At 70.6% G+C, this 23327-nt stretch carries 19 protein-coding genes and 7 pseudogenes; 15 read left to right on the plus strand and 11 right to left on the minus strand.

The features are described 5' to 3' along the window. Positions 1-40 precede the first annotated feature (40 nt). Together ACFXPL_RS13820 and ACFXPL_RS13825 are read right to left on the minus strand one after the other, a co-directional pair. Positions 41-706 (minus strand): TetR/AcrR family transcriptional regulator, encoded by a 666-nt coding sequence (locus tag ACFXPL_RS13820; RefSeq protein WP_384917551.1) that lies wholly within the window; start codon positions 704-706, stop codon positions 41-43. Positions 707-954: 248 nt separating this feature from the next. Beyond that, positions 955-1293, minus strand: a pseudogene (locus ACFXPL_RS13825) (GvpL/GvpF family gas vesicle protein); the annotation flags it as partial. Here ACFXPL_RS13825 and ACFXPL_RS13830 point away from each other — a divergent pair. The 4 genes and pseudogenes from ACFXPL_RS13830 to ACFXPL_RS13845 form a co-directional block, all read left to right on the plus strand. Beyond that, positions 1275-1454 (plus strand): hypothetical protein, encoded by a 180-nt coding sequence (locus tag ACFXPL_RS13830; protein WP_384917554.1) that lies wholly within the window; start codon positions 1275-1277, stop codon positions 1452-1454. The pseudogene ACFXPL_RS13825 and the gene ACFXPL_RS13830 overlap by 19 nt on opposite strands. Before the next feature lie 38 nt (positions 1455-1492). Continuing rightward, positions 1493-2101 carry an HAD family hydrolase gene (locus tag ACFXPL_RS13835; protein ID WP_384917557.1) on the plus strand — a complete coding sequence of 203 codons (609 nt, stop codon included), beginning with the start codon at positions 1493-1495 and terminating at the stop codon, positions 2099-2101. A 217-nt stretch (positions 2102-2318) separates the two neighbouring features. Further along, positions 2319-2840 carry a DUF6328 family protein gene (locus ACFXPL_RS13840; RefSeq protein WP_384917560.1) on the plus strand — a complete coding sequence of 174 codons (522 nt, stop codon included), beginning with the start codon at positions 2319-2321 and terminating at the stop codon, positions 2838-2840. Between the two features lie 80 nt (positions 2841-2920). Then, positions 2921-3370, plus strand: a pseudogene (locus ACFXPL_RS13845) (SDR family oxidoreductase); the annotation flags it as partial. A gap of 174 nt (positions 3371-3544) precedes the next feature. Here ACFXPL_RS13845 and ACFXPL_RS13850 read toward each other — a convergent pair. The 5 genes from ACFXPL_RS13850 to ACFXPL_RS13870 are packed head-to-tail and all read right to left on the minus strand — an operon-like array spanning position 3545 to position 6489. Further along, positions 3545-3844: a hypothetical protein gene (locus tag ACFXPL_RS13850; RefSeq protein ID WP_384917563.1), complete on the minus strand. Its 300-nt coding sequence runs from the start codon at positions 3842-3844 to the stop codon at positions 3545-3547. After that, on the minus strand, positions 3841-4476 hold the full coding sequence (locus ACFXPL_RS13855) for a bifunctional 4-hydroxy-2-oxoglutarate aldolase/2-dehydro-3-deoxy-phosphogluconate aldolase (protein ID WP_384917566.1): 636 nt from the start codon (positions 4474-4476) through the stop codon (positions 3841-3843). The genes ACFXPL_RS13850 and ACFXPL_RS13855 overlap by 4 nt, the downstream gene beginning before the upstream one ends. Then, on the minus strand, positions 4473-5216 hold the full coding sequence (locus tag ACFXPL_RS13860) for an IclR family transcriptional regulator (protein ID WP_384917569.1): 744 nt from the start codon (positions 5214-5216) through the stop codon (positions 4473-4475). Before ACFXPL_RS13860 ends, ACFXPL_RS13855 begins: the two co-directional genes overlap by 4 nt. Further along, positions 5213-6169, minus strand: coding sequence for a sugar kinase (locus tag ACFXPL_RS13865; protein ID WP_384917573.1), 957 nt, complete (start codon positions 6167-6169; stop codon positions 5213-5215). Before ACFXPL_RS13865 ends, ACFXPL_RS13860 begins: the two co-directional genes overlap by 4 nt. Beyond that, positions 6121-6489, minus strand: a complete 369-nt coding sequence (locus ACFXPL_RS13870; protein ID WP_384917575.1) for a hypothetical protein — start codon at positions 6487-6489, stop codon at positions 6121-6123. The genes ACFXPL_RS13865 and ACFXPL_RS13870 overlap by 49 nt, the downstream gene beginning before the upstream one ends. 156 nt (positions 6490-6645) lie before the next feature. Between ACFXPL_RS13870 and ACFXPL_RS13875 the strand changes: the two genes are divergently transcribed. The 8 genes and pseudogenes from ACFXPL_RS13875 to ACFXPL_RS13910 all read left to right on the plus strand — a co-directional run. Further along, a complete protein-coding gene (locus tag ACFXPL_RS13875) occupies positions 6646-7245 on the plus strand; it encodes an SDR family NAD(P)-dependent oxidoreductase (RefSeq protein WP_384917578.1) in 600 nt (199 codons plus the stop codon). Positions 7246-7745: 500 nt separating this feature from the next. Next, positions 7746-8414: an RNA polymerase sigma factor gene (locus tag ACFXPL_RS13880; RefSeq protein WP_384917580.1), complete on the plus strand. Its 669-nt coding sequence runs from the start codon at positions 7746-7748 to the stop codon at positions 8412-8414. Continuing rightward, entirely contained in the window at positions 8411-9502 is a 1092-nt protein-coding gene (locus ACFXPL_RS13885; RefSeq protein ID WP_384917583.1) for a CU044_5270 family protein, read from the plus strand. Before ACFXPL_RS13880 ends, ACFXPL_RS13885 begins: the two co-directional genes overlap by 4 nt. 487 nt (positions 9503-9989) lie before the next feature. Further along, complete coding sequence (locus tag ACFXPL_RS13890; RefSeq protein WP_384917586.1) at positions 9990-10367, plus strand: VOC family protein; 378 nt, start codon at positions 9990-9992, stop codon at positions 10365-10367. A 138-nt stretch (positions 10368-10505) separates the two neighbouring features. Continuing rightward, positions 10506-10757 (plus strand): annotated as a pseudogene (locus tag ACFXPL_RS13895) (sensor histidine kinase); the annotation flags it as partial. A gap of 295 nt (positions 10758-11052) precedes the next feature. Beyond that, positions 11053-12809, plus strand: a pseudogene (locus ACFXPL_RS13900) (immunity 49 family protein). Positions 12810-13116: 307 nt separating this feature from the next. After that, entirely contained in the window at positions 13117-14562 is a 1446-nt protein-coding gene (locus ACFXPL_RS13905; RefSeq protein WP_384917589.1) for a glycoside hydrolase family 76 protein, read from the plus strand. Positions 14563-15192: 630 nt separating this feature from the next. Next, positions 15193-15384, plus strand: a pseudogene (locus tag ACFXPL_RS13910) (DUF6233 domain-containing protein); the annotation flags it as partial. Positions 15385-15562: 178 nt separating this feature from the next. Here the strand turns inward: ACFXPL_RS13910 and ACFXPL_RS13915 are convergent. Both ACFXPL_RS13915 and ACFXPL_RS13920 read right to left on the minus strand, forming a co-directional pair. Continuing rightward, positions 15563-17398: a DUF4157 domain-containing protein gene (locus ACFXPL_RS13915; RefSeq protein WP_384917592.1), complete on the minus strand. Its 1836-nt coding sequence runs from the start codon at positions 17396-17398 to the stop codon at positions 15563-15565. A 725-nt stretch (positions 17399-18123) separates the two neighbouring features. Continuing rightward, on the minus strand, positions 18124-19287 hold the full coding sequence (locus tag ACFXPL_RS13920) for a histidine kinase (RefSeq protein ID WP_384917595.1): 1164 nt from the start codon (positions 19285-19287) through the stop codon (positions 18124-18126). Positions 19288-19466: 179 nt separating this feature from the next. Here ACFXPL_RS13920 and ACFXPL_RS13925 point away from each other — a divergent pair. After that, positions 19467-19967, plus strand: a pseudogene (locus ACFXPL_RS13925) (hypothetical protein); the annotation flags it as partial. Positions 19968-20345: 378 nt separating this feature from the next. Here the strand turns inward: ACFXPL_RS13925 and ACFXPL_RS13930 are convergent. Next, positions 20346-20465 (minus strand): annotated as a pseudogene (locus ACFXPL_RS13930) (helix-turn-helix transcriptional regulator); the annotation flags it as partial. Between the two features lie 53 nt (positions 20466-20518). After that, a complete protein-coding gene (locus tag ACFXPL_RS13935) occupies positions 20519-20791 on the minus strand; it encodes a hypothetical protein (RefSeq protein ID WP_384917599.1) in 273 nt (90 codons plus the stop codon). 817 nt (positions 20792-21608) lie between these two features. Between ACFXPL_RS13935 and ACFXPL_RS13940 the strand changes: the two genes are divergently transcribed. Then, on the plus strand, positions 21609-22415 hold the full coding sequence (locus tag ACFXPL_RS13940) for an SDR family oxidoreductase (protein ID WP_384917602.1): 807 nt from the start codon (positions 21609-21611) through the stop codon (positions 22413-22415). A gap of 36 nt (positions 22416-22451) precedes the next feature. Further along, complete coding sequence (locus ACFXPL_RS13945; RefSeq protein ID WP_384917605.1) at positions 22452-23246, plus strand: helix-turn-helix transcriptional regulator; 795 nt, start codon at positions 22452-22454, stop codon at positions 23244-23246. The last annotated feature ends 81 nt before the right edge of the window (positions 23247-23327 follow it).

Below are 23327 nucleotides of genomic sequence, written 5' to 3' on the forward strand. Positions count from 1 at the left end.
CGGATCCGAGCGCGCGATGACGCCGGGCCCGCGCCGGCGATCAGGGCCACGGCGGGTCGTCGGCAGAGCCGAGCGTCCGGGCGATCGCGTCCCGCGTCCTCCCGCGCGATTCAGCCGCGGTCGCGAGCAGCGCATGCATGATCATTCCTTCCAGCAGGGCGTCCAGACGGGCGGCGTCGGCCGGGCCGGTGAAGCGGGCCAGAACGGTGCGGCTGTCCTCCGTCCACGCCTGCGTCAGGGCCCGCAGCCCGGGGTCACGGAGCGCCGCCAGGTGCAGCTCGAAGCCGAGGACGGCGCTGCGGTGCCGGGCAGGGCCTCCGTGGACGAGATCGACCAGGATCTCGACGAAACGCTCGTGCGTCCCGACACCCGCGAACAGGTCCTCGAACGCCGCTGACCGCAGCGCGACGTGCCGGGCGAACGCCTGCGCCTGCAGGTCGGCCAAGCTGGTGAAGTGGTACGTGATCGACCCGAGCGGGACGCCGGCCCGGGTGGCGATGTGCCGATGCGTCGTCCCGGCCACTCCGTGCTCCACGATGACGTCGAGGGTGGCATCCAGGATGCGCGTCCTGCGGTCGGGGTCGTGACGACGGGTCCGCCGCCGCCCGCCACCCGGCCCGACTGAGGCCCGGCGCTCACCGCCGGGCGCCTTCCTGGCCGTTTCACCCTCGGGAGGATCCGCCGACGGCGGTTCGATATGCGGCATGCGTACCAACGTACAAGCCTTAAGAACAGATGTACAAATCCAGGAATGCTCCTGGTGCGGCGCATCGCCGCGGTGAGGCGGCGCGAGCCCGGTGAGGCGGCGACCTCGACGCAGGCGACGTGGCCGACCAGCGCTCCGCGCAACGCGGGGTTCAGTCGCATCCGTCGCGGGGCAGGAGCGTTCCCATTCTGAAGGCCTCGCTTACGGTCCAGATACGCGCGGCCGTCACTCGGGGACGGACGGTCACGGCCTTCTCCGGTCACCGGTGCTGTGGGCGCCGCGGGTGTGGTGGCCGGCGCGGGTGTGGTGGCCGGCGCGGGTGTGGTGGGCGGCGCGGGTGTGGTGGGCGCGTACACCTTCACCGCCCACTCGACGCGTCCGTCGATACGGCGCAGGACGTTGTGGAAGCGTTCGGCGTCCTGCCGAAGGGCCTGCCGGGCTCGCTCGTCACTCCGGTAGAGCGTGGCCAGCGGAAGGAGGACCGTGGCGCCACGCATGGCGGCTGCGGACACCACGTCGTGGTGGGCACGGGCACAACGCTCACCTGTGGTGTATCGAGAATCAGGACGTGACCGGGATGGATACACCAGGCGGCGGAGCCGGGCCCGCGGCCGTGCTGTTCGACGTGGACGGCACCGTGATGGACACCGTGCACCTCCACACCGTCGCCTGGCGGGAGGCGCTGCGGCAGCACGGGCACCAGGTCGTGATGGGCCCGGATCCACCGGTCCATCGGCATGGGCGGTGACCACCTGCTCGACGCGCTGCTGGGCGAGTGGCGGGACCATGGGGGCGACGAGGCGATCCGCTCGGCGCACGCCACGCTGTACGCGCGGTACTGGTCGCGGCTGCCACCGCTGCCCGGCGCCGCCGACCTGCTCCCGCGCCTGTGCCGAGCGCGGTTGGCGTGTGGTGCCGGCGTCGTCGGCCTCGGGTCAGGAGGTCGAGGTGATGATCCGCGCGCTCGACGCCGACGAGGCCGTCCACGCCCTGACCACGGCCGACGACGTGTCGTCCAGCAAACCCGCCCCGGATCTCGTCGGGCGGGCACTCGCCCGGGCCGGGGCCTCCGCCCGGCGGGCGGTGTTCGTCGGGGACGCGGTGTGGGACGCGCAGGCGGCGGTGAAGGCGGGCGTCCGCTGCCTCGCCGTGCTCTCCGGCGGTTTCTCGCCGCAGGAACTCCGTGAAGCGGGCGCCGAAGCCGTCTCCGCGTCCCCGGCCGACCTGCTGGCCCGGCTCGACGACAGCGCCCTCGCCACGCCGGCCGCCGTCGGTACGCCCGGCCGTCGACCACCCCAGGCCCCAGGCCCGGCCGCTGTCCGGACCACAGGAAGGTCCTCGATGACGGGGCCCGGATACTTCTCCATCCCGGACGGGAGCACGGGCCGGCCATGAGAAGGGGCGGGGGCGTCACCGTGCAGGAGGCAGGAGGGACCGAAGCCGTATACACCCATGTCGAGGACGCGCTCGCGGGCCTGGACACGGTACCGTTCGGCGCCCGGTGCGGGGCCGCGGCTCGCACCGGGCACACGGCGCTACGGGCGCTGTGGGCGAGGACGGCCGCCGGGCGCGGCGGGGCGCACCGCTTTCGTTGACGGGCAGGTGGTTCGGAATGACACGTGGGACCGGCGGCGGCTCCTCAGGCGGCAGTGCGGCGCCGGGCCGGGACGAGACCCCGGAGCAGCGCGCCGACCGGCGGTGGGGCGAGCTCCTTCAGGAACTGCGGGTTGTTCAGACGGGTGTGCAGATCCTCTTCGGATTCCTGCTGACGGTCGCGTTCCAGCAGCGTTTCGGACAACTGAGCGACAGCAACCGTACGTTGTACATCGTGACCGTGACGCTCGGTGCGGCCACGACGGGCGCGCTGGTGAGTCCCGTCTCCCTGCACCGGATGCTGACGGGCCGCCGTCTGAAGCCGGAGACGGTCGTGTGGGCGTCCCGTTTCATGGTGGCGGGCCTCATCCTGCTCGTCTGCACCATGGCCGCGGCTCTTCTCCTCGTCCTTCGGGTGGCCGGTGGCGACACGGTCGCGATCCCGATCGTGGCGGGAATGGTCGTGTGGTTCGGCGTGGCCTGGTTCGTTCTCCCTGCTGTGGCGCGACGCCGCGCCATGGCCCCGGAAGTCTCCGAGTGAGCGGCCGGTACCGGGCGGCGAGGCTGGTGGAACGGCCCTGGCAACGTGGTGGGCGCAGCCGCCTCGAACCTCTTCCCGCGTCGGCCGATGTGCGGACGCGGGCTGGAGCGGAGGCGCTCGCCGCGACCGCGCACGAGGTGCTCGGCGGGGTGAACGTCCTGGTCCACAACGCGAGTGGGGCTGCGACCGTGCCAAGGCGCCTCCGCCATCCCCGACGAGGAGTGGCAGGACGCGCCGGGCCTGAACTTCCTGGCGTCGGTGCGGCTGGACTCGCTGCTGACACCGGGGATGCGGGAACGGCGTTCGGGGGCGATCGTGCACGTCTCCTCGGCCGCGGTCCCCACCTCGGTGGGAGCAGTGGGCGTGACCGGACCCGGCGCGGGGCCGGAACAACACCCCCGTGCCGCTGGGGCGCGACGGTCAGCCCGACGAACATCGCTCAGGCGGTGCTGTTCCTCGTGTCCGGCCGGGCGGGCCGGCCGACCGGGAGTGCTCTTGTCGTGGACGGCGGCGAATTCCCCAGAGGCTGACGGCGGAGGAATTCCGCAATGTCTCCTGTCCCTCGACGACGCCGCGCGTGCGGGTCGTCGGTCTGACGGTGCCGGAACCGGGACGTCCGGTCGTGCGGTTGCAATCCTTCGCCGAGGAACCTGTCACCTGCCGACCCACTCCGGCCTCCCCACCACCGGAGCCATGTCCGTCGGCTACCTCGGCGCCGTGGGCGCCACACTGCGCGCCGGGGCGGACGGCTCCCTGCCGGCACCGGTGCCCCGGCTCGGGACCACGGCGGTGTCGCTGACGACGGGAGACGTACAGGATCTGGATAGCGGCCGGAGCCGTCGGCGCCCCGGCAGCTGCCTCGCGCGGTCGCCGTGCACGCCGATGCGGGCTGCGGCGGCGTCGAGATCCGCGATGTCGTCGGCGGAGAGGCCCTCGTCGGTACGTACGGCCAAGAACTCCCACCGGGGCGCTACGGAGAAGGTCTCCAGCGCCACGACCTTCATTGATCCGCCTTCTTTCCTGTGATCGACTCGATGAGTTCGGACAGTTGTGCGAACTGGTCGGGGTCGGCCAGTGCCGATCCGAGTGACACCGCCGCGGCCCCGGCGGCGAGGAATTCCCTGGTGTTGGTGAGGTTCATGCCGCCGGTCGCGACGAAGCGCGCCTGGGGAAACGGGCCGTGCATCGAGGCGATCCAACCGGGGCCGAGGCCGGCCGCGGGGAACGCCTTGAGCCAGGTGAGCCCGAGAGCCTCGGCCTGCTGGATCTCCGACGCGGTCGCGACGCCCGGCAGATGTGGCAGGCCCGCCGCGAGTGACGCCTCGGCGACCTCGTGGGAGAAGCCGGGAGCCACGGTGAAGCCCGCACCCGCTTTCACCGCTCGCTCGACCCGCTCGACGGTGGTCACCGTGCCGGCGCCCACCACGGCTCCGCGCTCCGTGCCGGCTACGACCGCGGCGTGCAGCGCGGCCTCGGCGGTCTCGTTCTGTATGGGCACTTCGACGAGTCGGATACCGACGTCCCAGGCCCGTCGGCTCACCTCGACCGTGCGTGCGGCGTCGAAGCCGCGCAGGATGGCCATGAGCGGCAGTGTGTCGAATGCGTCCTGGAACAGCTGTCCGGATGCGGTGTTCATTGAGTCCACCCGAGTGTGCGAGAGATGGCCTGTGCGGTGTGCCTGACGGCCGGGAGATGCGTGTGCAGGACGGTGAGGTCGGTCTGTGCCTTCAGCGCCGTCACCGAGATGGCCGTGCGTACCGTTCCGGTGCCGTCCCGGACCGGGACTGCCACACAGTTGACGAACGACTCGTACTCCCCGTCGTCCTCGGCCCAGCCACGCGCCCTGGCCTCGCGCAGCCGGGCGGCGAACGCGTCGGCCGTGGTCAGCGTGGTGTCGGTGAACCGCTCGTAGACGTAACCGTCCAGCAGCGAAACGCGTTCGTGTTCGGGCATGAACGCCAGGATCGCCTTGCCGACACCGGAGCTGTGCAGCACGACCGGCTTTCCGATCTGCGAGTACAGCCGTACGGTGCCCTGCGGTTCGACCTTGTCGACATAGATCACACGCCCGTTCTCGACGGTGGCGATGTGCACCGTGAGCCGGAGCTTGCGGCCCAACTCGATGAGGAACGGGTGCGCGCTCGCACGCAGATCGAACTGTTCGAGGGCGGCTGCCGCCAGTCCGGCGAGGCGGTAGCCGACGGCGAAGGTGCCGTCCTCCCGTTTACGGGCGAGACCGCCCTGGCAGAGGTCCTGGAGCAGGCGCAGTGCGGTGGTCCGGTGCACGCCGAACCGTTCCGCGATCGCGGCTGGGTGCTGCGGGCCTTGGCTGAGCATCTCCAGGATTCGGATGGCTCGCTCGACTGCCTGGCTCATCGGGCCGTTCCGTCCAGGCCGAGTGCCGGGCGGCGCAGCGACGTGGCGTCGGCGTGGTCCTCGACCGAACCGAGCGCGAAGGCGGCGACACGGTGCCCCAGACGCAGCCTCTCGGCCGGGGGTTCGTCGCGCAGCCAGGCCGACAGGTAGCCCGCCGCGAACGCGTCGCCCGCTCCGACCGGCTCGACCACGTCGACCGGCTCCGCGGGGACGAATGTGCCCGGTCGCGTACCCGGGCTCGTGCCGGGTTCGAACAGTACGGCGCCGACGTCCGCGTTCTTCACCACCACGCTCACGCAAGGGCCGATCAGGTCACGCACGTCCTCGGCGGTTGTGGTGCCCCAGACCCGCGCCGCCTCGTCGAGCCCGACGAACACGGCATCGGCCTGCCGGGCCAGGGTGAGCAGCGGCGCGGAGGCGTCCGAGGTACTCCAGAGCGCCGGACGGTAGTTGACGTCGAACGAGCGGAGGACCCCGGCCTCGCGTGCACGGTCGAACAGGGCCGTAGCGGTGCGGGCGCAGCCGGCCGACAGCGCGGCGGTGACTCCCGACAGGTGCACCAGACGCGCCCGGGCGATCGGGAGCGTGTCCAGGTACGCGGGGGTGAGTCGGGACGCCGCGGACCCTGTCCGGTAGTAGTGCACCTGGGTGCCGTCCGCGCAGGAGGGGTCCTTGAAGTAGACAGCCGTCGGCGCAGCCGGATCCCGCTCGACGTAGCGCACGTCCACCCCTGGCCGGGCGACCGCCGTGAGCACCCTGTCGCCGAGCGGGTCGCGGCCCACCCGGCTCGCCCATGCCACCCGGTGGCCCAGATCGGCGAGGTACTGCGCGACGTTCGACTCGGCGCCCGCCACCGAGACGGTCGCGTCGCGGGCGGTGGCGAGCGGCTCGCCCTGTCTGGGTGTCACCAGGACCATGGCCTCCCCGAGGCAGAGGACTTCGTGATCTGACACTTCTTCTCCACCTCTGCGTATTCGACGTCGATCGGAGTGCTGTCGTCACTGGCACCGGACCTGATCGCCTTGCGGCGCAGCGCGCGGGGCGCGGTCTCCGGCAGCGGCAGCACCGAAATGGCGGTGATGGCTCCCGAGGGTGCCATGTAACCGGCGAGCAGCCGTGAGTTGCCCCCTCCGGCATGACCCAAAAGGGTGGCGATGAACGGCGCGGTGCCGGAGAACAGCACGGCCGTGCTCTCGCGGGCGAGCGCCAGGCCACTGAATCGCACCTCGGTCGGCAGCAGTTCGGAGTGGAAGGAGCCCGCGGGACCGCCCAAGGTGTTTCGGCTACGTTAACCTCACCCAAAGCGCCTCGCACACACCCTGTGCACATATTGCACAGTCCCGCGCCGACCACCCGGCCCACTCCGCCCACCTGAAGGGAACCCCCGCGCCTGCGGAGAACCCGTTCTCCCCGCACGGCCGGCACGGACGTGGTCGTCCTGGCCCGCAGGCCGCTCGACAACGACCTGACGACGTACGCACAAGGCCTCGGCCGCCCGGTTTCCCTGGTGGAGCTCGACCTCGCGGATCCGGCGGCGATCGCCACGCGGGCAACGGAGTTGCTCGCAACCACCGACGTGGACACCCTGGTCAGCAACGCGGGCCCGCAGGTCCGGCACCCCGCGGCCGAATTCCCGCTCAACGAATCCGACGCGGTGCTGAACGGGAACCTGCGAGCCGTGTTCGACCTGTGCCAGCGATTCGGCGCGCCCCTGCTGGAGCGGGGCCACGGCACGGTCATGAGCATCGCGTCCCTCACCGCTTGCCAGGGCGGACTCTACGTACCGCCCACACAGCGGCGAAGGGAGCGGTCGGCCAGCTCACCAAGGGGTGCGACGAGTGGTCGGCGCGAGGCCTCAATGTCCACGCGATCGCCGGGCTACATGGACACCGACCTCAACGAATCCCTTCTCGCCGGCACCGTCCGCAGCGAACAGATCTCCGTACGCATCCCGGCGGGCCGCAGGGGCACATCGGCGGCGCCGCGGTGTTCCTGGCCTCGCCGGCCGCCGACTACATCCACGGCGTGACACTGCCCGCCGACGGGGGCAGGCTCGGCCGCTGATCGTTGATCCGGACAGGGGCGAACAGGACACCCGCGTATGACAGTTGAGGCCGAACGGAACAGCCAGGGCCCTCCATGCGTGATACCGCTTCGCATGAAGACCTCGCGCAGAAGCCGGGCCGGACGGCGAGGCGGGGTGGCCGGTGGCGGGACCACCGTGGGGTGATCGACGGGATCGCCGGGAAGTTCCGGACCGGTGCGCGGTGGGTGCGGATGCCGGGCTTCCTGCCCCAAGGCTGGTCCGGGCCCGGCGAAACGGGTGCCGCGCCGCCGGAAGTCCCTGCTCCCGGTCCCCGGCCGGCCTCAGCAGTGGGGCAGCGGTGGGAAGGCTGTGTCTCACCGCTGGTCCGTGGACCCGCGTCCGGTATCAGCGGCCCCGTGGTGTGGCGCGGGTCACCGGAACTCCCCGGCCCGGCCGGAGAGGTAGGTGGTGTGAGATGTGATGAACAGGAAGATCGGGAGCGCATGCGCGCACGAATCAGGGCGGGCGACCGCGAGGCGTTCGCCGCGCTCTACGAGGAGTACGCGCGGGCCGTCTACAACCACGCCTACCGGCTGACGGGCGATTGGTCGACGGCCGAGGAGGTTCTGTCCGAAACCTTCCTGGCCGCCTGGCGCACCCGCCGCGCCGTCGAGCCGGAGGGCGACTCGCTGCGGCCGTGGCTGCTCGGGATCGCCACGAACAAGGCACGCAACGCAAACCGAGGTACAGGGCGGCGCCTGGCCTTCCTGGCTCGCCGCCCCGCCCCGGAACCGGTGGCGGACATCGCGGATGCCACGGCCGGACGCGTCGACGACACACGGCGGCTCGCCGCGGTCCGGCAGGCACTGGGCGGGCTCCGCCGCCAGGAACGCGAGGTGCTGGCCCTCTGCGTCTGGGCCGGGCTGGACTATGCCGAGGCCGCCGAGGCCCTGGGCATCCCGGTGGGCACCGTACGGTCGCGGCTGTCCCGCGCCCGTGACCGGCTGCGACGGCTCACCGACGAGCAGCTCCGCCGGGCACCGGCCCGGTCCGCGCGGGAAGCACGTCCCGGAGAAGCGGTCCGATCCGGAAGGGAACCCCGCCCCCGCCGCGGAGAGGTAGAGAGCAGGGCCGCGTTCGTGGCCCTGCCCGTCCAGGAGGAAGCCCGATGAACGACCGCACCTCCGGCCCCGAGCGGGCCGAACACGAGGAACTGGCCCGGCTGTTGCCGGCCCCGGCCGAACGGGACCTGCCCCCGGGCCGTCATCTCCACCACAAGGACACCCTGATGCATCTGATCGACCAGGACGGCGACCGCGCCACCGCACGCCCCCGACCCCGCCTCCTGCGCCCCGCCGTTCTGCTGCCCGCCGCCGGACTGGCCCTGGGCGGGGTGCTGCTGACCACGCTCGCCGTGACCGGCCAGGACCGCGCTCCGGCACCGTCCGCCACGGGAACGGGTACCCAGGCCACGGCCCCGCGTGGCGCGGCCGTGCTGCTCGACCGGGTCGCCTCGGTTGCCGCGAAGAAGGACGAACAGAAGGTCACCGACGACCAGTTCGTGTACGTCAAGACCCTGCAGACCGGGCACGAGGGGGAATTCGGCGGCCCGGTGAAACTGACCGAGCCCCGCGGGCGTGAGGTCTGGATGTCACAGAAGGCGGGGCCGGTGATCGATGTCGGCCTGATCCACGAGGACGGCTCGTACTTCCCGATCACCGTCGGGGTCCCGGACGGCGAGCCCGCCGTCGGCTACCCGGCGGGCCTCAACCGGCCGACGTACACGTGGCTGGCCTCGCTGCCCACCGACCCCGACGTCCTGCTCCGGCGGCTCACCACCGAGATCACCCGGGACCAGGACTCGCGCGACACCCCGGCCAAGGAGCGGGACCAGGCCCAGGACACCTTCGACACCATCGGTGAGCTGCTGCGGGAGACGCTGATGCCGCCGAGGACCGCGGCTGCCCTCTACAAGGCCGCGGCGAAGATCCCCGGCGTGACCGTGGACTCCGACGCGGTGGACGCGGCCGGTCGGCCCGGGATCGGCGTGGCCCGCGACAACACCAGGACCGGTGAGCGCACCGCCTGGATCTTCGACTCGACCACCCTGGAGTACCTGGGCGAACGGAGCTACCTCATCAGGGACACCTCCATGGGCAAGAAGGGCACCCTGATCAACAAGTCGGCGGTCCTGGAGCGCGCGGTCGTCAACGCCCTCCGCGACAAGCCGTCGACCGACGATCCGTCGACGACGACCTGATCCCGGCAGGGAGCTGCCGGGGCGTGGCTACGCGCCCCGGCACCGGGCCCTCTCAGCCCCGCCGGGCACGCCGGGCACCAGGATCCGTGCGCGGGCGAGCCTCGACTGACGCCCCGTACATTCCTATTCGTCCCTGACGAGGGGCGCGGCGGCGGAAGTGCGCAGACCAGGAACCCCGGGCCGCCGCCACGTCCCAGGGGCTTGTCCGGCCGATCTCGGGTACCGAGGGTTGGGGCCCGCTGATGGCCGCCTAGGCTCTGTCTGACAAATCCCGTCTGGCGCGCGGCGTCTGGCACGCACGCTCGCCGCGTGGTCGGAGTCGTCCACGTACGTCCGTGCCATCGAGGGTACCGATCCTCCGCCTTGCGATCGCGCTCGGCATCCGAAGGGCAATTCAGTGCGCCGAGACGGAGCGAGCGCAGTGCACCGGACGCCCCGCACTACGGGCGGACGGCGCTATTCGTCAGACAGAGCCTAGGATCCGTTCATGATCGCTGATGTTCAATGTGTGGTGCTGGACTGCTCGGATCCGGTGGGACTCGCCGAGTTCTACCGGGCGGTGATCGGTGGGACCGTCAATCAGCAGGATCGGCGGTGGGCGCTCGGCGACGGCTGGGCGACGTTGCACACGCCCTCCGCTCTCGTTCTCGCCTTCCAGCGGTCATCGGACTATCGGCCGCCCCTGTGGCCGGACCCCGCCCGCCCCCAGCAGTTCCATATGGACTTCGGCGTCGCGGACCTGGACCGGGCCCACGAACAGGCGCTGGCTATGGGGGCGATGGTATTGGACGGCGGTTCCGACGGGCGGAGCCGGCGTATCTACGCGGACCCTGCAGGGCATCCGTTCTGCCTGGTCCGTCACTGAGGGCAGGCAACGGATCCAGTCGGGCCAGTGAGCGATCACGTGCGGAGCCAGATGACGAGGGCCGCCGCTGTCGCGGTGCCGAGGAAGACATCGTCGCGCTCGTCGTACCGAGTTGCGACGGCACGGTGCTGTTTACTCGCGCTGACCGAACCGCGGCGCGTCGTACGCGGCATCCACCCGCCGGTCCTCACCGACCGCGGCCTCGCCGGAGCCGTACCGGCACTCGCGGCCGGCAGGGGACTCGACGTCCCCGTACGGGTGGAGGGTCTGGAGGACGCGGCACAGAGCGATGCCCGCGCCCCGGCGGCGATCGAGTCGGCCGCGTACTTCGTCGTGGCCGCGGCACTGACGAACGCGGCCAAGCACAGCGGATCGGACCGGGCTGACGTATGAGCTTGTTCCGCTGTGACGGACACCATTGGTGTGGTGGTCAGGGGGACCAGCGGCGTGGCCGGCGAAGGCGGGTGCGTGCCGGGCATGCCGGGCCTCCCCCAGCGGCACGCCCAGCGCGGCATGACCGTCCGGACATCATCCGTCGCATCGTCGGGGTGGTCGAACCGCCGCCGCCGACGCCCCGGTCACGGGGCCTGCCCCGTGGCCCGGCCACGACCGAGGGCCCGGCAGCCGCCGGACTGTCAGACCCTGGGCCTAGGCTGTCGTGGAGATTCGATCAAGGAGTTCGGCAGTGCGGATAGAGCGTCACCAGGTCGGCGGGGCCCTCGTGTCAGCGGCATGTGAGGACTTCACCAACCGCATCGGGGGCCAGGTGCGGTCCATGTCGAAGGCAGGGCGTATCGCCACCTACGAGTGGCAGTCCATCGCCGAGGAGTTCCTCGACTATCTGGGGGCGCTCTCCGTCGAGACACCCGACCTCGCGACGGCGGAGGCCCGGGCCGCGCTGAAGGACGCCTCGGAGGCCGCGGCCGGCGCCGTCGCCTACGCGGCGTACCACCCGCACTGCAGCTTCCAGGTCTTCCTGAACTACGTGAATTTCGGCATGAGCTACGACCCGGGTGAGGACGCCCCCGAGGAGAGCGTCACGCCCGGGGAGTGGATCGACGCGCTCTGCCTGACGGTCCTCAGGGACAAGGCCACGTTTCACGGCGAGGCCTTCCACTTCGCCCGAGAGAAGTTCGCCGCACGCGCACTGGGCACGCCCGCCGGGGAACTCGCCACCGGACTGATGGCCGTGGCCCTGGACGACACCGGCGACGACGAGGAGTACCCGCCGAGCGCGCGGGCCAAGCTCACCGCCGTCGACGCGGCCCTGGACCGCGTCCGTACCCGCGCCCAGGAGAGCGGCGAGCCCCTCCTGGACCGCCCGGACAGCGCCGCGCTGCGTACGTTGCGCGCCCTGGCCGCCGAGGACCGGGCGGCCTTCGACGCCGCGCTGGCCGACCTCCTGGCCGGGTACGCCGCCGCGCACGGCCCGGCGGGCTCCCCCAAGACCCTTCTGCCGCTCGTCCCCATCGCCCTTTCCGCGTTCGCCTACCGGACTCTGGGCTGGCGCCCGCCGTCCACACCGAGTACCTGCCGCACGCGCTGGTCACCGGCTTCGCGACGCGGGGCCCCCGTGTCGCGGCGTTCGGCCGGAACCGGCGGCCTGACGCGGTCGCCGCGCTCGCCGCGGGCCCGCTGGTGGTGGAACGGCCGGCCTGCGAGCGGATCGTGGACGCGCGGGTCAGGGCCATGTACGAGGAATCCCTCCAGGAGGCGTTCACCCCGGTCGGCGGAGAGCCTCTCGCCGTCTGGCGGCTCGGCAGCGTCATGGGTGCCCAGGAGCGCCTCTTCAAGTGGCGCGCGGGGGATCCCGGCGGTGTCACCGACACACAGCGCGCGACCCTCAGGCTGACCTCCCAGATGGGGGCGGCGCTGTTCCGCATCGGCCTCGCGGAGCCGGGCACCCTGGCCGAGGTGAGCGTCGACGGACGCACGCTCCGCTACCCGGCCGACCGGGGCGAGAAGATCGGCGCGGGCAACTGGCAGCGGGCCGTCGCCTTCGCCCTGATCACCGGCGCACGTGAGGACCTCGCCCCCCTCGTCCTCACCGGCCCAGCCTTCGCCCGCCCGGACGCCTCCGCCTTCAGCAAGTACCGCGAAGCCCTCCACGCCTATCTGAAGGGCACCGATCCCGAAGCGGCCGCGCAGCGGGCGTTGGAGCAGGCGGAGACGGCCGAGGACTGGGGCTTCGCCATGCCGCCGGCCGTGCTGCTGTCGCAACTGGTGGAGGGCGACGAGGAAAGCTTCAACCTGGCCCTGGCCGACGCGCTCGAAGCGCACCGCGACTACTACCGGGTCGCCGACCGCGCCGACGATCCGGACGCCTCCGTCAACCTCGACATCCTCGCCCTGGCCTGCCACGCCCGTCGCCGCGGCTGGGCGGTCCGCGTCGAATCCCCCTACCTTCCGCAGGACCTCCTGCGGGCCGCCGAACCCTTCTGACCAGCACCGAGTTCCGGCGAGGCCCAACCGGCCGATCGCCGGATCCGCGTGGAACGTCACCCCTCCTTCCGCCCCACCCGCCTGCGGCTCACGTCGGCGGCTGGGGCACCGGCCACGAGAAGCCCCACGCGCACCGATCAGCCCCTGCCCCCTTCAACGGGAGGGCACACACATCACCGGGACACGGAGGGCGAGGGAGCCGCGGCACGCATTGACGTGGGCACGCCATTGCCATACGTTCCGGGAGCGCTCTCAGCCACCCCCGTCGATCCTGGAGCCGCCCATGTGGACAACGTTGTCAGTCCGGATGCGTCATCTGGTGGCGCCACTCGCCGTGGCACTCCTCGCTGCCCTGAACCCACAAGCCGTGGCCCCGGCGATGGCCGCCGCCCCGACCGCGGCCATCTGCAACACGTACTGCGACGCCCGCGACCCCGCGCTCTCGCCGCAGGACCGTACCCCCGTCTCCACCACGCTCTTCTCCCGCTCGATCGTCCTCCACTTCGACGACCAGGACGCGATGGGCTGGGCCTCGACGGACAACGGCAGCCCCGGAGACGAAATCTGGCTCGACCGGTCCTTCGACGGCGGGCGCACCTGGAGCTCCGGAAGCCGCCTCGGCGCCACCGTCGTGCCCGCCGGACAGCGCGGCCGGCGCACTCTCATGTACAACGTGGACGACTGGAACACCAACGGGGTCGGCGCCCTGCGCGCCTGCGGCAAGGCCGGCGACCGTACGGACATCGCCTGCACACCCTGGGCGCGTACGACCTGGAACGCGTGGGACCGCAGGACGGCCGCGGCCACGGCACAGATGCAGTTCTACAACAACGGCACAGAGCTCTTCGACACCACCGGCTGGTGGAACTCGGCCAACGCGCTCACCGCGGTCATCGACAACATCCGCGTCTCGGGAATGCCCAGCTACCGCTACGCCATCGCCAACACCTACAACCGCCAACTGAGCGCGCAAGGAGGTCAGTTCCGCAACGACTACATCGACGACACCGGGTGGTGGGGGCTGGCCTGGATCGCCGCCTACGACGCGACCGGTGACAGCCGCTATCTGAACACCGCACGCGCGGACGCCGATCACATGGCCTCCTACTGGGACGGTGTCTGCGGCGGCGGTGTGTGGTGGAGCACCGCGAAGACCTACAAGAACGCCATCGCCAACTCCCTCTACATCCAGCTCAACGCGGCACTGCACAACCGCGTCCCCGGCGACACCGTCCATCTGGGCCGGGCCCGCGCCGGCTGGTCGTGGTTCCAGGGGACCGGGATGGTCAACAGTTCGCGCCTGGTGAACGACGGCATCGATCTGTCCACCTGCCGCAACAACGGCGCCGCCGTCTGGTCGTACAACCAGGGTGTGTTGCTCGGCGCGCTCACGGAGCTGAACCGGGCCACCCAGGACGCCGCACTCCTCACCACGGCGCGGCAGATCGCCGACGCGGCCACCACCTCCTCGTCCCTGAACACCGACGGTGTCCTGCGCGACCCGTGCGAGGGCGGTGACTGCGGGGCCGACGGCCCGTCCTTCAAGGGCGCGCACGTACGCGGGCTCGGCAAGCTCAACGCGGTGCTCGCCGACCACCCCTACACGGCCTACCTGTCCAGGCAGGCAGACGCCGCGTACGCCCGTGACCGCAATCCGCTCGGCCAGTACGGGCTGCGCTGGAACGGCCCGCTCGACACGACGGACGCGGCACGCCAGCACAGCGCGCTCGACCTGCTGAACGCGGCGCCCTGACCGCCCTGTCCTGGACGCCGGTTCAGGAAGGCGCCCGTACCGAGGGGAAGAGCTGGTGAGACGCCTCTTCGAGCGCCTGACAGATGAGGGATGTCATCGCGGTGGTTCCTCCTGGCACGCCACTGGGGGCGCGTCGGCGTACGTTGCGAGAGACGGGAGGCACGGCGGACACAACGACATGACCCCGCGTCGGCGCCCTCGGCGATGCGGAGTGGGAGCGATACGTCTGTGCGCCGCAGGTCAGCTCAGCGGCGGAACACCTGAAGTACGTCGGGAGAGCGAGCGGTTGAGGGTCCGCTGCCCGGCGGGCGTGGCCGTGCGCGGGGAGTACCGCTGGCGGGTACTTTCCGGCGCGGTCGCCTGCCGGCGGGGAACCTGAGAGCGGCCCCCGTACTCACCGCGACGCACGGTGTACCCGGCGTGTACCGGGCGCGCCACGCCGGACGAATGTCCCGCGGCGGGGAAACGTGGGCCGGTTCGGTGGCCTGTGGAGGTCGCGCTTCCCGGCAGGCGGGTGATCGAGGGGGAGCTCCAGGGCCGTCGGTGGGGTGAAGAGGGCCGCTGGTGGTACCGGGCCGCACTTGATGTCCCTGCCGGTGCCGTCCGGTGGCCGGCCAGGACTACTCCGAGGTGCCCACGGAGACGGTCGGTACGGGCGCCGCCCGGTGGGTCCTCCGGGCTCTGCGGCACGACGGCCCCGACCGACGGGCCCCGGTGCTCCACGAGAGCGGGTGCTGGGCAGCGGAGGGGTGGCTGCCCCCGGCCGATGACCAGCAGGCGCGGACCTTCCTGCCGGCGAGCTGGGCCGCGCCGTGCGGGACGTGCTGTCCGGCACCCCGAGAAACGCTGAGCGGCGTTCCCAGCCCTGCGGACCGCGACCGTGGTGAACGCGTTGTTCAGGAGGCGGCCACCGTGGTCCCAGCACCAGGCCCGCCGGGCCGGGCGAGGTTGGTGCCCGCGGGTCCGCCGGTGACCCGCCGGGCACCAACCGTCGCGTTGGTCAGTCCACCTCCTCGGAGGACTGGGAGTCGCTGCTCTGGGAGAGCCCCACGCGGGCCATCCGGTCGGCCATCTCGTCCGCGTCGCCGGCACCGGGAGCGACACCGCGCATGGGGCCTTGCATGTTGGTGCGGATGCGCTCACGCCTGCGATCCAGCCGCGGCGCCTGAAGACTGTCGAGGCCGGCGCCTGCGGCGGCGGGGTTCGGAGCGACCATGCTGATCAAACCCGCCGTGGTGAGCAGGTTTCGGGGGATGCTTTCGCCGGTCATGGCCGTCCACACCTGGCCCGCGAAGCTCGTGCAGTTGTACTGGGTGAGGTTGTAGGCTTCGTTGGCCTTTTGGTAGGCAATCTGGTAACCGTCGAGGATACGCCGCAGGCTGGCCTTCTTCGACTCCCGTTGGGTGACGCCCCTATGCGGGTCGGGGCACATGACTCCGCCCGGCACGTTGTTGAGCAACGGGAGGTCCTCTCCCTCCGGATAGAAGCCGAAGGAGACCTTCTTCCCGTCCGATCCGGTGATCTCGATCCAGGCGTGACCGACGTCGCCCTGAAGGAGGTTACCTGCGTCCACCTTGAGCGTGACCTTCAGTTTGCTGGTGTTGTCGAGTCGTTCTTGCAGGAGCAGGGCGCGCAGCGGCCTCAGGGCAGGGTGCTCCGGCAGATTGACCCCTCGCCGGTCCGCCTTCCGGTTCTGGCGCTGTTCCCGCTGGAGCCGGTTCATGACCATCCCCGCGAGGCGATCCGCCTGCTGCCCGAACAGGATGTCGCTGTGTTCGCTGAAGGCCTCCCGGAACACCTCCGGATAGCGGTACATGAAGTCCGCGTGTTCATCGCCGCCCTCGGCGAGGTCGGCGGCCTCGGTTCTGTCCACAGCGGCGGCGGCGGCCGCGGCCGCGTAAGCCGCCCACCCTTCGACCATTGCCGGGGTGTCGGCGGTGACTTCCCCCTCTTCCTCGGCGCCCTCCATGAGGATTTGCGTGATGTGCCCGTGCACGAAGCCGTACACCGTGTCCGCCATGGGCGAACTCTGCACAGCAACGGGGGCAGGGGCGGGAGAGGCGGGGCGCCCGGGCTGGTCGCGCTCCTCGCCGCTGGACGAGGACGATTCGAGCTCGAAGCGCCCGTAGCCCTGTAGCCGGTACGGATTCGACGGGCCGGCCATGAAGGACTGTGCGGCGCTGCTGGCACCTCCCTGCGACGCCGAGCCCCCCCGCTCCGGGGAACTGTCGGCCTGCCGGTCGTAGTCCGATCCGGAGGAGGAGGCGTCGGCCTCGTAGTTGTCCCGGTGGCCCCGCGACGGGCGCTCCATGCGCTGCACGGTCGGCGCCTGAGCCGCGCGCTGCACGGATCCGCCCGCCATCGACGCGTCCTCGTTGACGGCCGCGGAGCCGGCGTCCCGCGTGGCCGCCCGCTGGACGCCGACGGACGGAGCGGTCGCCGCACCGGCGTTGAAGAAGACCCCGTCCTTGTCCGCCTTCTGTTCGGAGGGCTGCTTGGGGTCGGTGACCGTGACCCCGGCGCCGTTGTCGTTGCCGGTCTCGCGGGTGCCGTTGAGGTTCTCGTTGGCATGGCTCAGCTCGTGACCCATGATCTTCATGTTCCCGACGATTGCCGGAGGAGCGAAGATGTGGTGGCCGACCGTCATGGCCTGGGCTCCCAGCGCCTCGGTGGCCCGCTGGGCCACCGGGTTGTCGTGGAGTTCGACGGCGGAGAGGTTCGGATTCTGGAAATACGGCACCGCCGCCGCGAGCAGCGGTGCGGGAAGCGAGCGGCTCCGTGACGCCATGGCGTCGCCGAGCAGGGCCGCCTGATCGGCCGGGCTGTGGTCCGCCACGGGGTCGCTCCCCCGGGCGTGCTCCTCGCCCTGAGGGGCCCGCTCAACGGTCTTGCCCTGTGCGGAACGCTGGACCCGGGATCCCTCCCCTTGATGCCCACACCCGGAACCGTGCTGATGCCCGCCTTGGGCCCATGGATGCCCGGCCTGGCGGAGCATCTGAACGACCGCGGCGTTACCGGCGTCGGCCGTGAGAACGAGAATTCCTTGGGGGGCGGTCCTGGCCGAAGACCCTCTGGCCGCATGGGGCACGCGACCGCGCTCAGCCTCCTCGTTCCCCAGAGGTCTGGTGACCATATCCGCTCCCGTACACGTCGAAGTGGGATCTTGTAAAAGTCGAAGCATAGTCCGTCAATCAACAACAGACGCTACAACCACGGACGTTGAGCCACCGACGGCAGGTCGTGCGTTGTGCTGGGACATCCTGACCGACCGGGCCCGGTATCCGAAGGATGGTGTGCGTCCGGACAAGACGGCTGGGATGGCGTACCACCGGGTTCGTCAAGCGGGACTTTCGCGGGGCCTGTGGGGCCTGTATGAGACGGATTACGTCGTGTTCGCCAGGGCGGTGTGGGCGCTGCGCCGTGTGTTCGGTGAGGGCGCCGGAGCAGAGCATCGTCCTCTCTCCGCGCCAGGAAGCACGGCTGAGAACGATGCCCCCGGTGACGGCCACGGCCGCACTCCGGGGATCCCGCGCCGCTGTGCCTGTTCCGGTCCGGCTCCGGTCACCACGCGCAGGGCAGTTCCACGTCGATCACGGTCGGGCCTCCCGAGGGGCTGGTCACGTCGACGGTTCCGTCGAGGGCGGCGACCCGACGGCGTATGCCCACCAGTCCGGAGCCGCTCTTCTCGTCGGCGCCACCCCGACCCTCGTCGCGGACCATGGCCACCAGCCCGGTGAGGGTGCCGGCGAGCCATACGTCGGCCCGGTCGGTCCCGCTGTGCTTGGCCGCGTTCGTCAGGGCTTCGGCCACGACGAAGTACGCGGCCGCCTCGATCGCCGCCGGGGCTCGGACGCCGCTCCGGGCTCCGTCCTCCAGACCCTCCACTCGTACGGTGACGTCGAGGCCGCTGCTGGCGGCGAGGGCCCGTACGGCTCCGGCGAGCCCTCGGTCGGTGAGGATCGGCGGGTGGATGCCGCGTACGACGTGACGCAGTTCCGTCAGTGCCTCCTCGGCCTGGTCCTGCGCGTCGTCCAGGAGCTTGCGGGCGGCCAACGGGTCGCCCTCGTAGGCGCGTTTCGCCAGGCCGATCCGCATGGACAGGGACACCAGCCGGGCCTGGGTGCCGTCGTGCAGGTCCCGTTCGATACGGCGCAGTTCGGCGCCGTGCGCGGCGATCGCGCCCGATCGGGTCTCGGTCAGTTCCTCGACACGCTCGGCAAGGCGGGCCTTCGGAGACGGTTTGAGCAGCGCTGTCGACCAACCGGCATCGAGGCCCGCGACACGGCTGATCAGTGGCAGGATGACGGCCTCTCGGCGCAGCAGCACGCACCGCACACCGTCTACGGGCAGTCCCACCAGCCACAGCGGCACAGCCAGCACGACCAGCAGGCCGTACGCGTAGTAGGCGGCCATCCACCGCAGATCGGTGTGCGTACCAGGATCGCCGACCGCCGTGCGCAGCCGCGTCCGGAGCGGGCCGGTCAGTGGCAGATACGCCTCGGGGATCTCCCGCCCGGTCCAGCGCTCCACCTGGCGTCGTTTGGCCCCCGCCAGCCGGCGCAGCAGCAGGACCGCCTCCGGCAGCAGCCCGGCACCGACCAGCATCATCGTGCCGGCGGCCACGGCCAGGAGCACCGTGACGAACAAGTACGAGAAGAAGCCAAGGGCTGCTGCTCCCGCCAACCGCGCCGTGGCTCGCGCCGCCTGCCTCACTGTTCTTCGCATGCTGACCAAGCTAATTCCCGGTCCGCCCAGGCGCGGGAGAGCGGGCACCCCGCTCATGGTGTAGCCCGCTACACCATGAGTTCGGGAGTGCGCCTCCTCGTTCCGGCGAGCGGGCGGCGGCACCGTTGAACCCGGTTGATCCCAGAGGTTCACAGCTCTCCGTCCGGAAGGAAACCCCCATGAAGCCGCTCCTCTCGCCGTATCCGGAGACGGACCGTGAGGAGCGACCTGGGGCACGGACGGAGACCGAACGGGACGACACACGCCAGAGCCCGGCCCCTCCCGGAGCACTCGCTTCCTTCGCCCGATTCGTACTGCTCGGTGGCGGCGTCGGGGTCGCCGCCGGCGCCGTCGTCGCGCTGCTCGCCCAGCTGATGCCCTGGGCGGTGGCGAACGCGCTGATCACTGTTGCTTCCACCGTGCTGTGCACGGAGCTTCACGCACGTTTCACCTTCGGGGCCGGGCGGCGTGCGGGATGGCGTCAGCACTGGCAGTCAGCGGGGTCGGCAGCGGCGGCCTACACGGTGACCACCGTCGCGATGCTCATCCTGCAGGTGGTGCGGCCGTCGGCTGGGATGCTGAGCGAGCAGGCCGTCTACCTCAGCGCTTCCGGGCTCGCCGGCATAGGACGTTTCCTGGTGCTGCGCTTGTACGTCTTCGCCGTCCGCCGGAACCCGGCAGCGGGGCGGGCCAAGGACTCGGCGCCGCTTCGGACGGCGAGCGTGGCGGTGTTCCCGTCCATCCTGGTTCCGGCGTTGCAGAGGGACCTGCCTTTGCCGAGGGTATTGGGGGCAGCACAGGAAGCTTTCGGTGCCGGACCGTCGGGCGTCCTGCGGCAACAGGCCAACGGTGCGCCCACCGATGGGCTGGGGGCGGAATTGGGAGCCCAGTCCCTCCAGCGGAAGATCGCCGTGACGGCTTGTTGAGCCGGAGGGTAGCGATCTCGCGCCATGGCCACATGTGCACGAGCGTGAGTTGCAGGGGCACAGCGAACCAACATGTTGCTTCACGTGCTGAGGCTCGATGAAGTGTGTACGTGCCTCCGAAGTCATGATGCGGTTGACATGCGTCTTGGCGGTGCAGGGCGACACATGGAGCGGCTTCGCGATGTCATCGTTGGACAGGCCGACGGCAACGAGGCCGAGCACCTCGCGTTCACGCTCGGTGAGGCGGTCCATTCCGGGTGGTGCCGGTCGCAGCACGGGCTCGGGTCTGGCGAACGTGGTGAGGATCAGTACGCGAGTTCCCCGGCTCGGAGATCGCGCTGGGCATTCAGCTCAAGCACGTCGCCACCCGGGCCTTGGCCAACCGCTCCACCCGCGGCTGTGCCGCCTCCGATACGGCCTGGGCCGAGCACCTCCAGTCCGCGGTCGATGCTGCTAAGTTCCGCCATATCAAGGACCTCTACGGCGAGCACTCCAGCGGCCAGACCATCGGCTTCGGACCCGGAGCCGAACGGATCATGGAGACCTTCGACCAGATCAAGAAGACGGTCGCGGCTCACGGTGGAGACGCCCGCGTCGAGGACAGTCTCCTGCGCAAGGCCCGCGTCACGATCCGTTTCGGGACGCTGAACCAGTGCCTGTTCGACGCCCCGCAGGCCGAATGCCAGGACGAACTCCCCGAAGACCAGCGCGGACTGGCCCGCTCATCGGCGCCTGTCAGCCGGCCCGTTGCCGCAACTCGACCGTCACCCGAGCCCACGCCCCGTACTGGATCCCGGAAGAGGAAGGCCCCGCCTGGTGCCGGTGTCGGAAGCGTCCGCCGAGAAACCGAAAGCGGCCGTAGTCAGCGGCCTGTCTTGTGCAGGGCAGCGCGACGCCGACCGGACTGCGTCGTGCCCGCACGACGGCGCGCCCATGTGGGTCGCGCCGCGCTGCCTGATGGGACCTGTGAGGGCCTGATCCTGGTGACGCAAACCAGAACGCCACCGGGATCCACCTTCATCAGCTCAGGTGACGAGCCAGCAGCCGCGGCGGCAGGTGAAACTCCACGCTGGGCCACCGGGAGCTGCCGTATGGCGCCAGGTTGCGGGCCGCCCATCCCTCTGCTGCCCGTACTACCGCGGTGGGGGCGCCAGCCTCGACCCGCAGTCGGCTCCGATCACTGAGGTGAGTCAGCGCACCAGGCAAGGGGGCTCTCACAGTACCTGTATCACCAGGGTCTCCCCGACGTTCCAAACGCCTGTCAACCTGGCGTGAGTCGAAAGCGCCGACAGCACTCCATGGAAACGCATCGCAGCTTTACCATCATCATTCAATTCAGCCCCGAATACGCGACCGTGTCGGCGCATTCTTTTACGAGAGAAGGGACGGAGACCAATGGCGGAGAACCAGTTCACCACTCACGCAGAACTTTTCGATCTGAGGGGGAAGTACGCCCTTGTCACTGGCGGCACCAGGGGCATTGGGATGATGATAGCGCGTGGCCTTCTCCAGGCGGGCGCCCGCGTCGTCATCAGCTCACGCAATGCGGACACGTGCGCGGAGGCACAGCGTCTACTGTCCGAATTCGGCGACGTGCGAGCAATCCCCGCCGACCTGTCCAGGCACGACGAGTGTCAGCGCCTCGCTGATCTTGTCCAGGCCGACTCGGAACGCCTGGACATCCTTGTCAACAACGCGGGAGCGATGCGGCGCGAGCCTCTGGCGACGTTCCCGGACGAGGCATGGGATGCAGTGCTCGACCTCAACCTCAAGTCGCCGTTCTGGCTGGTGCAGGCGCTGCTCCCGGCACTTCGTAAGGCGGGCACCGCCGATGATCCCGCACGGATCATCAACATCGGCAGCATCGCCGCCATCCACGTCGCCCCGTCGCCCAACTACTCGTACGCCAGCAGCAAAGCGGCACTCCATCAACTCACCAGAGTGCTTGCCAGGGAGCTGGGCCCACAGCACGTCACGGTGAACGCGGTAGCACCGGGAGTGTTCCCGTCGCAGATGATGGCGTCCACGCTCGATGCCATCGGCGACACGGTCGCGGCGGCGGCCCCTCTGCGCCGGCTCGGCCGTGACGACGACATGGCGGGTGCCGCCGTGTTTCTCGCCAGCCGGGCCGGGTCCTACCTCACGGGCGCCATCATCCCGGTGGACGGCGGTACCGCAACGACCGCATCGGGTATCCATTAAACTGCGGGACGGGCTTACGGTGAGGAGATAACCGCGATGGATCTACGCACCGAGATCCGGGAGTTTCTCAGCTCACGTCGCGCCCGCATCACACCCGAGCGGGCGGGCCTGCCCGCTTACGGCGGCAACCGCCGGGTCAAAGGTCTGCGCCGCGAGGAGGTCGCGCTACTGGCGGGGGTATCGGTCGACTACTACGTGCGCATGGAGCGCGGCAGCCTCGCCGGTGCCTCCGACGGCGTGCTCGACGCGTTGGCCTCTGCCTTGCAACTCGACGAAGCCGAGCGCGACCACCTGTTCCACCTCGCGCGCCAATCCAGGGCGCCCAGCGGCCCACGCCGGCGCAGGCTTGCCGTGACGGTGCGCTCGACGCTGCAGCAGGTGCTCGACGCGATCTCCGATGCGCCGGCCTGGATCGGTAACGGCCGTTATGACGTGCTCGCCATGAATCAACTCGCTCGCGCGCTGTATTCACCGGTCCTGGCCGACCCGCGACGGCCCGCGAACACAGCGCGGTTCGTCTATCTAAACCCCGAGGCGGCCAGAGATTTCTTTGTCGACTACGACCAAATTGCCGGTGCCGTGGCCGCGAAGCTACGCATGGAAGCCGGCCGCAATCCGCACGACGAGGAACTGATCGCCCTGGTCGGCGAACTGTCGACGTGCAGTGAGCTGTTTCGGCAGCGGTGGGCATCTCAGGACGTGCGGCTGCACCGGTCCGGCCGCAAGCGTATGCACCATCCGGTCGTGGGCCGGCTCGACTTGGACGTCGAGTCCCTGGAACTGCCCGCCGAACCCGGCCTGCACCTCAACGTCTACACTGAGCTGTACTGAGTTTCGTAGAGTCCGGTGATCTTGGCTCAGGCGGACTGCGGGACTTGTTCCAGGCTCTGCCAGAAGTCCCGTTCGTACTCG

This window comes from Streptomyces sp. NPDC059092 (assembly GCF_042756365.1).
Lineage (GTDB): Bacteria > Actinomycetota > Actinomycetes > Streptomycetales > Streptomycetaceae > Streptomyces.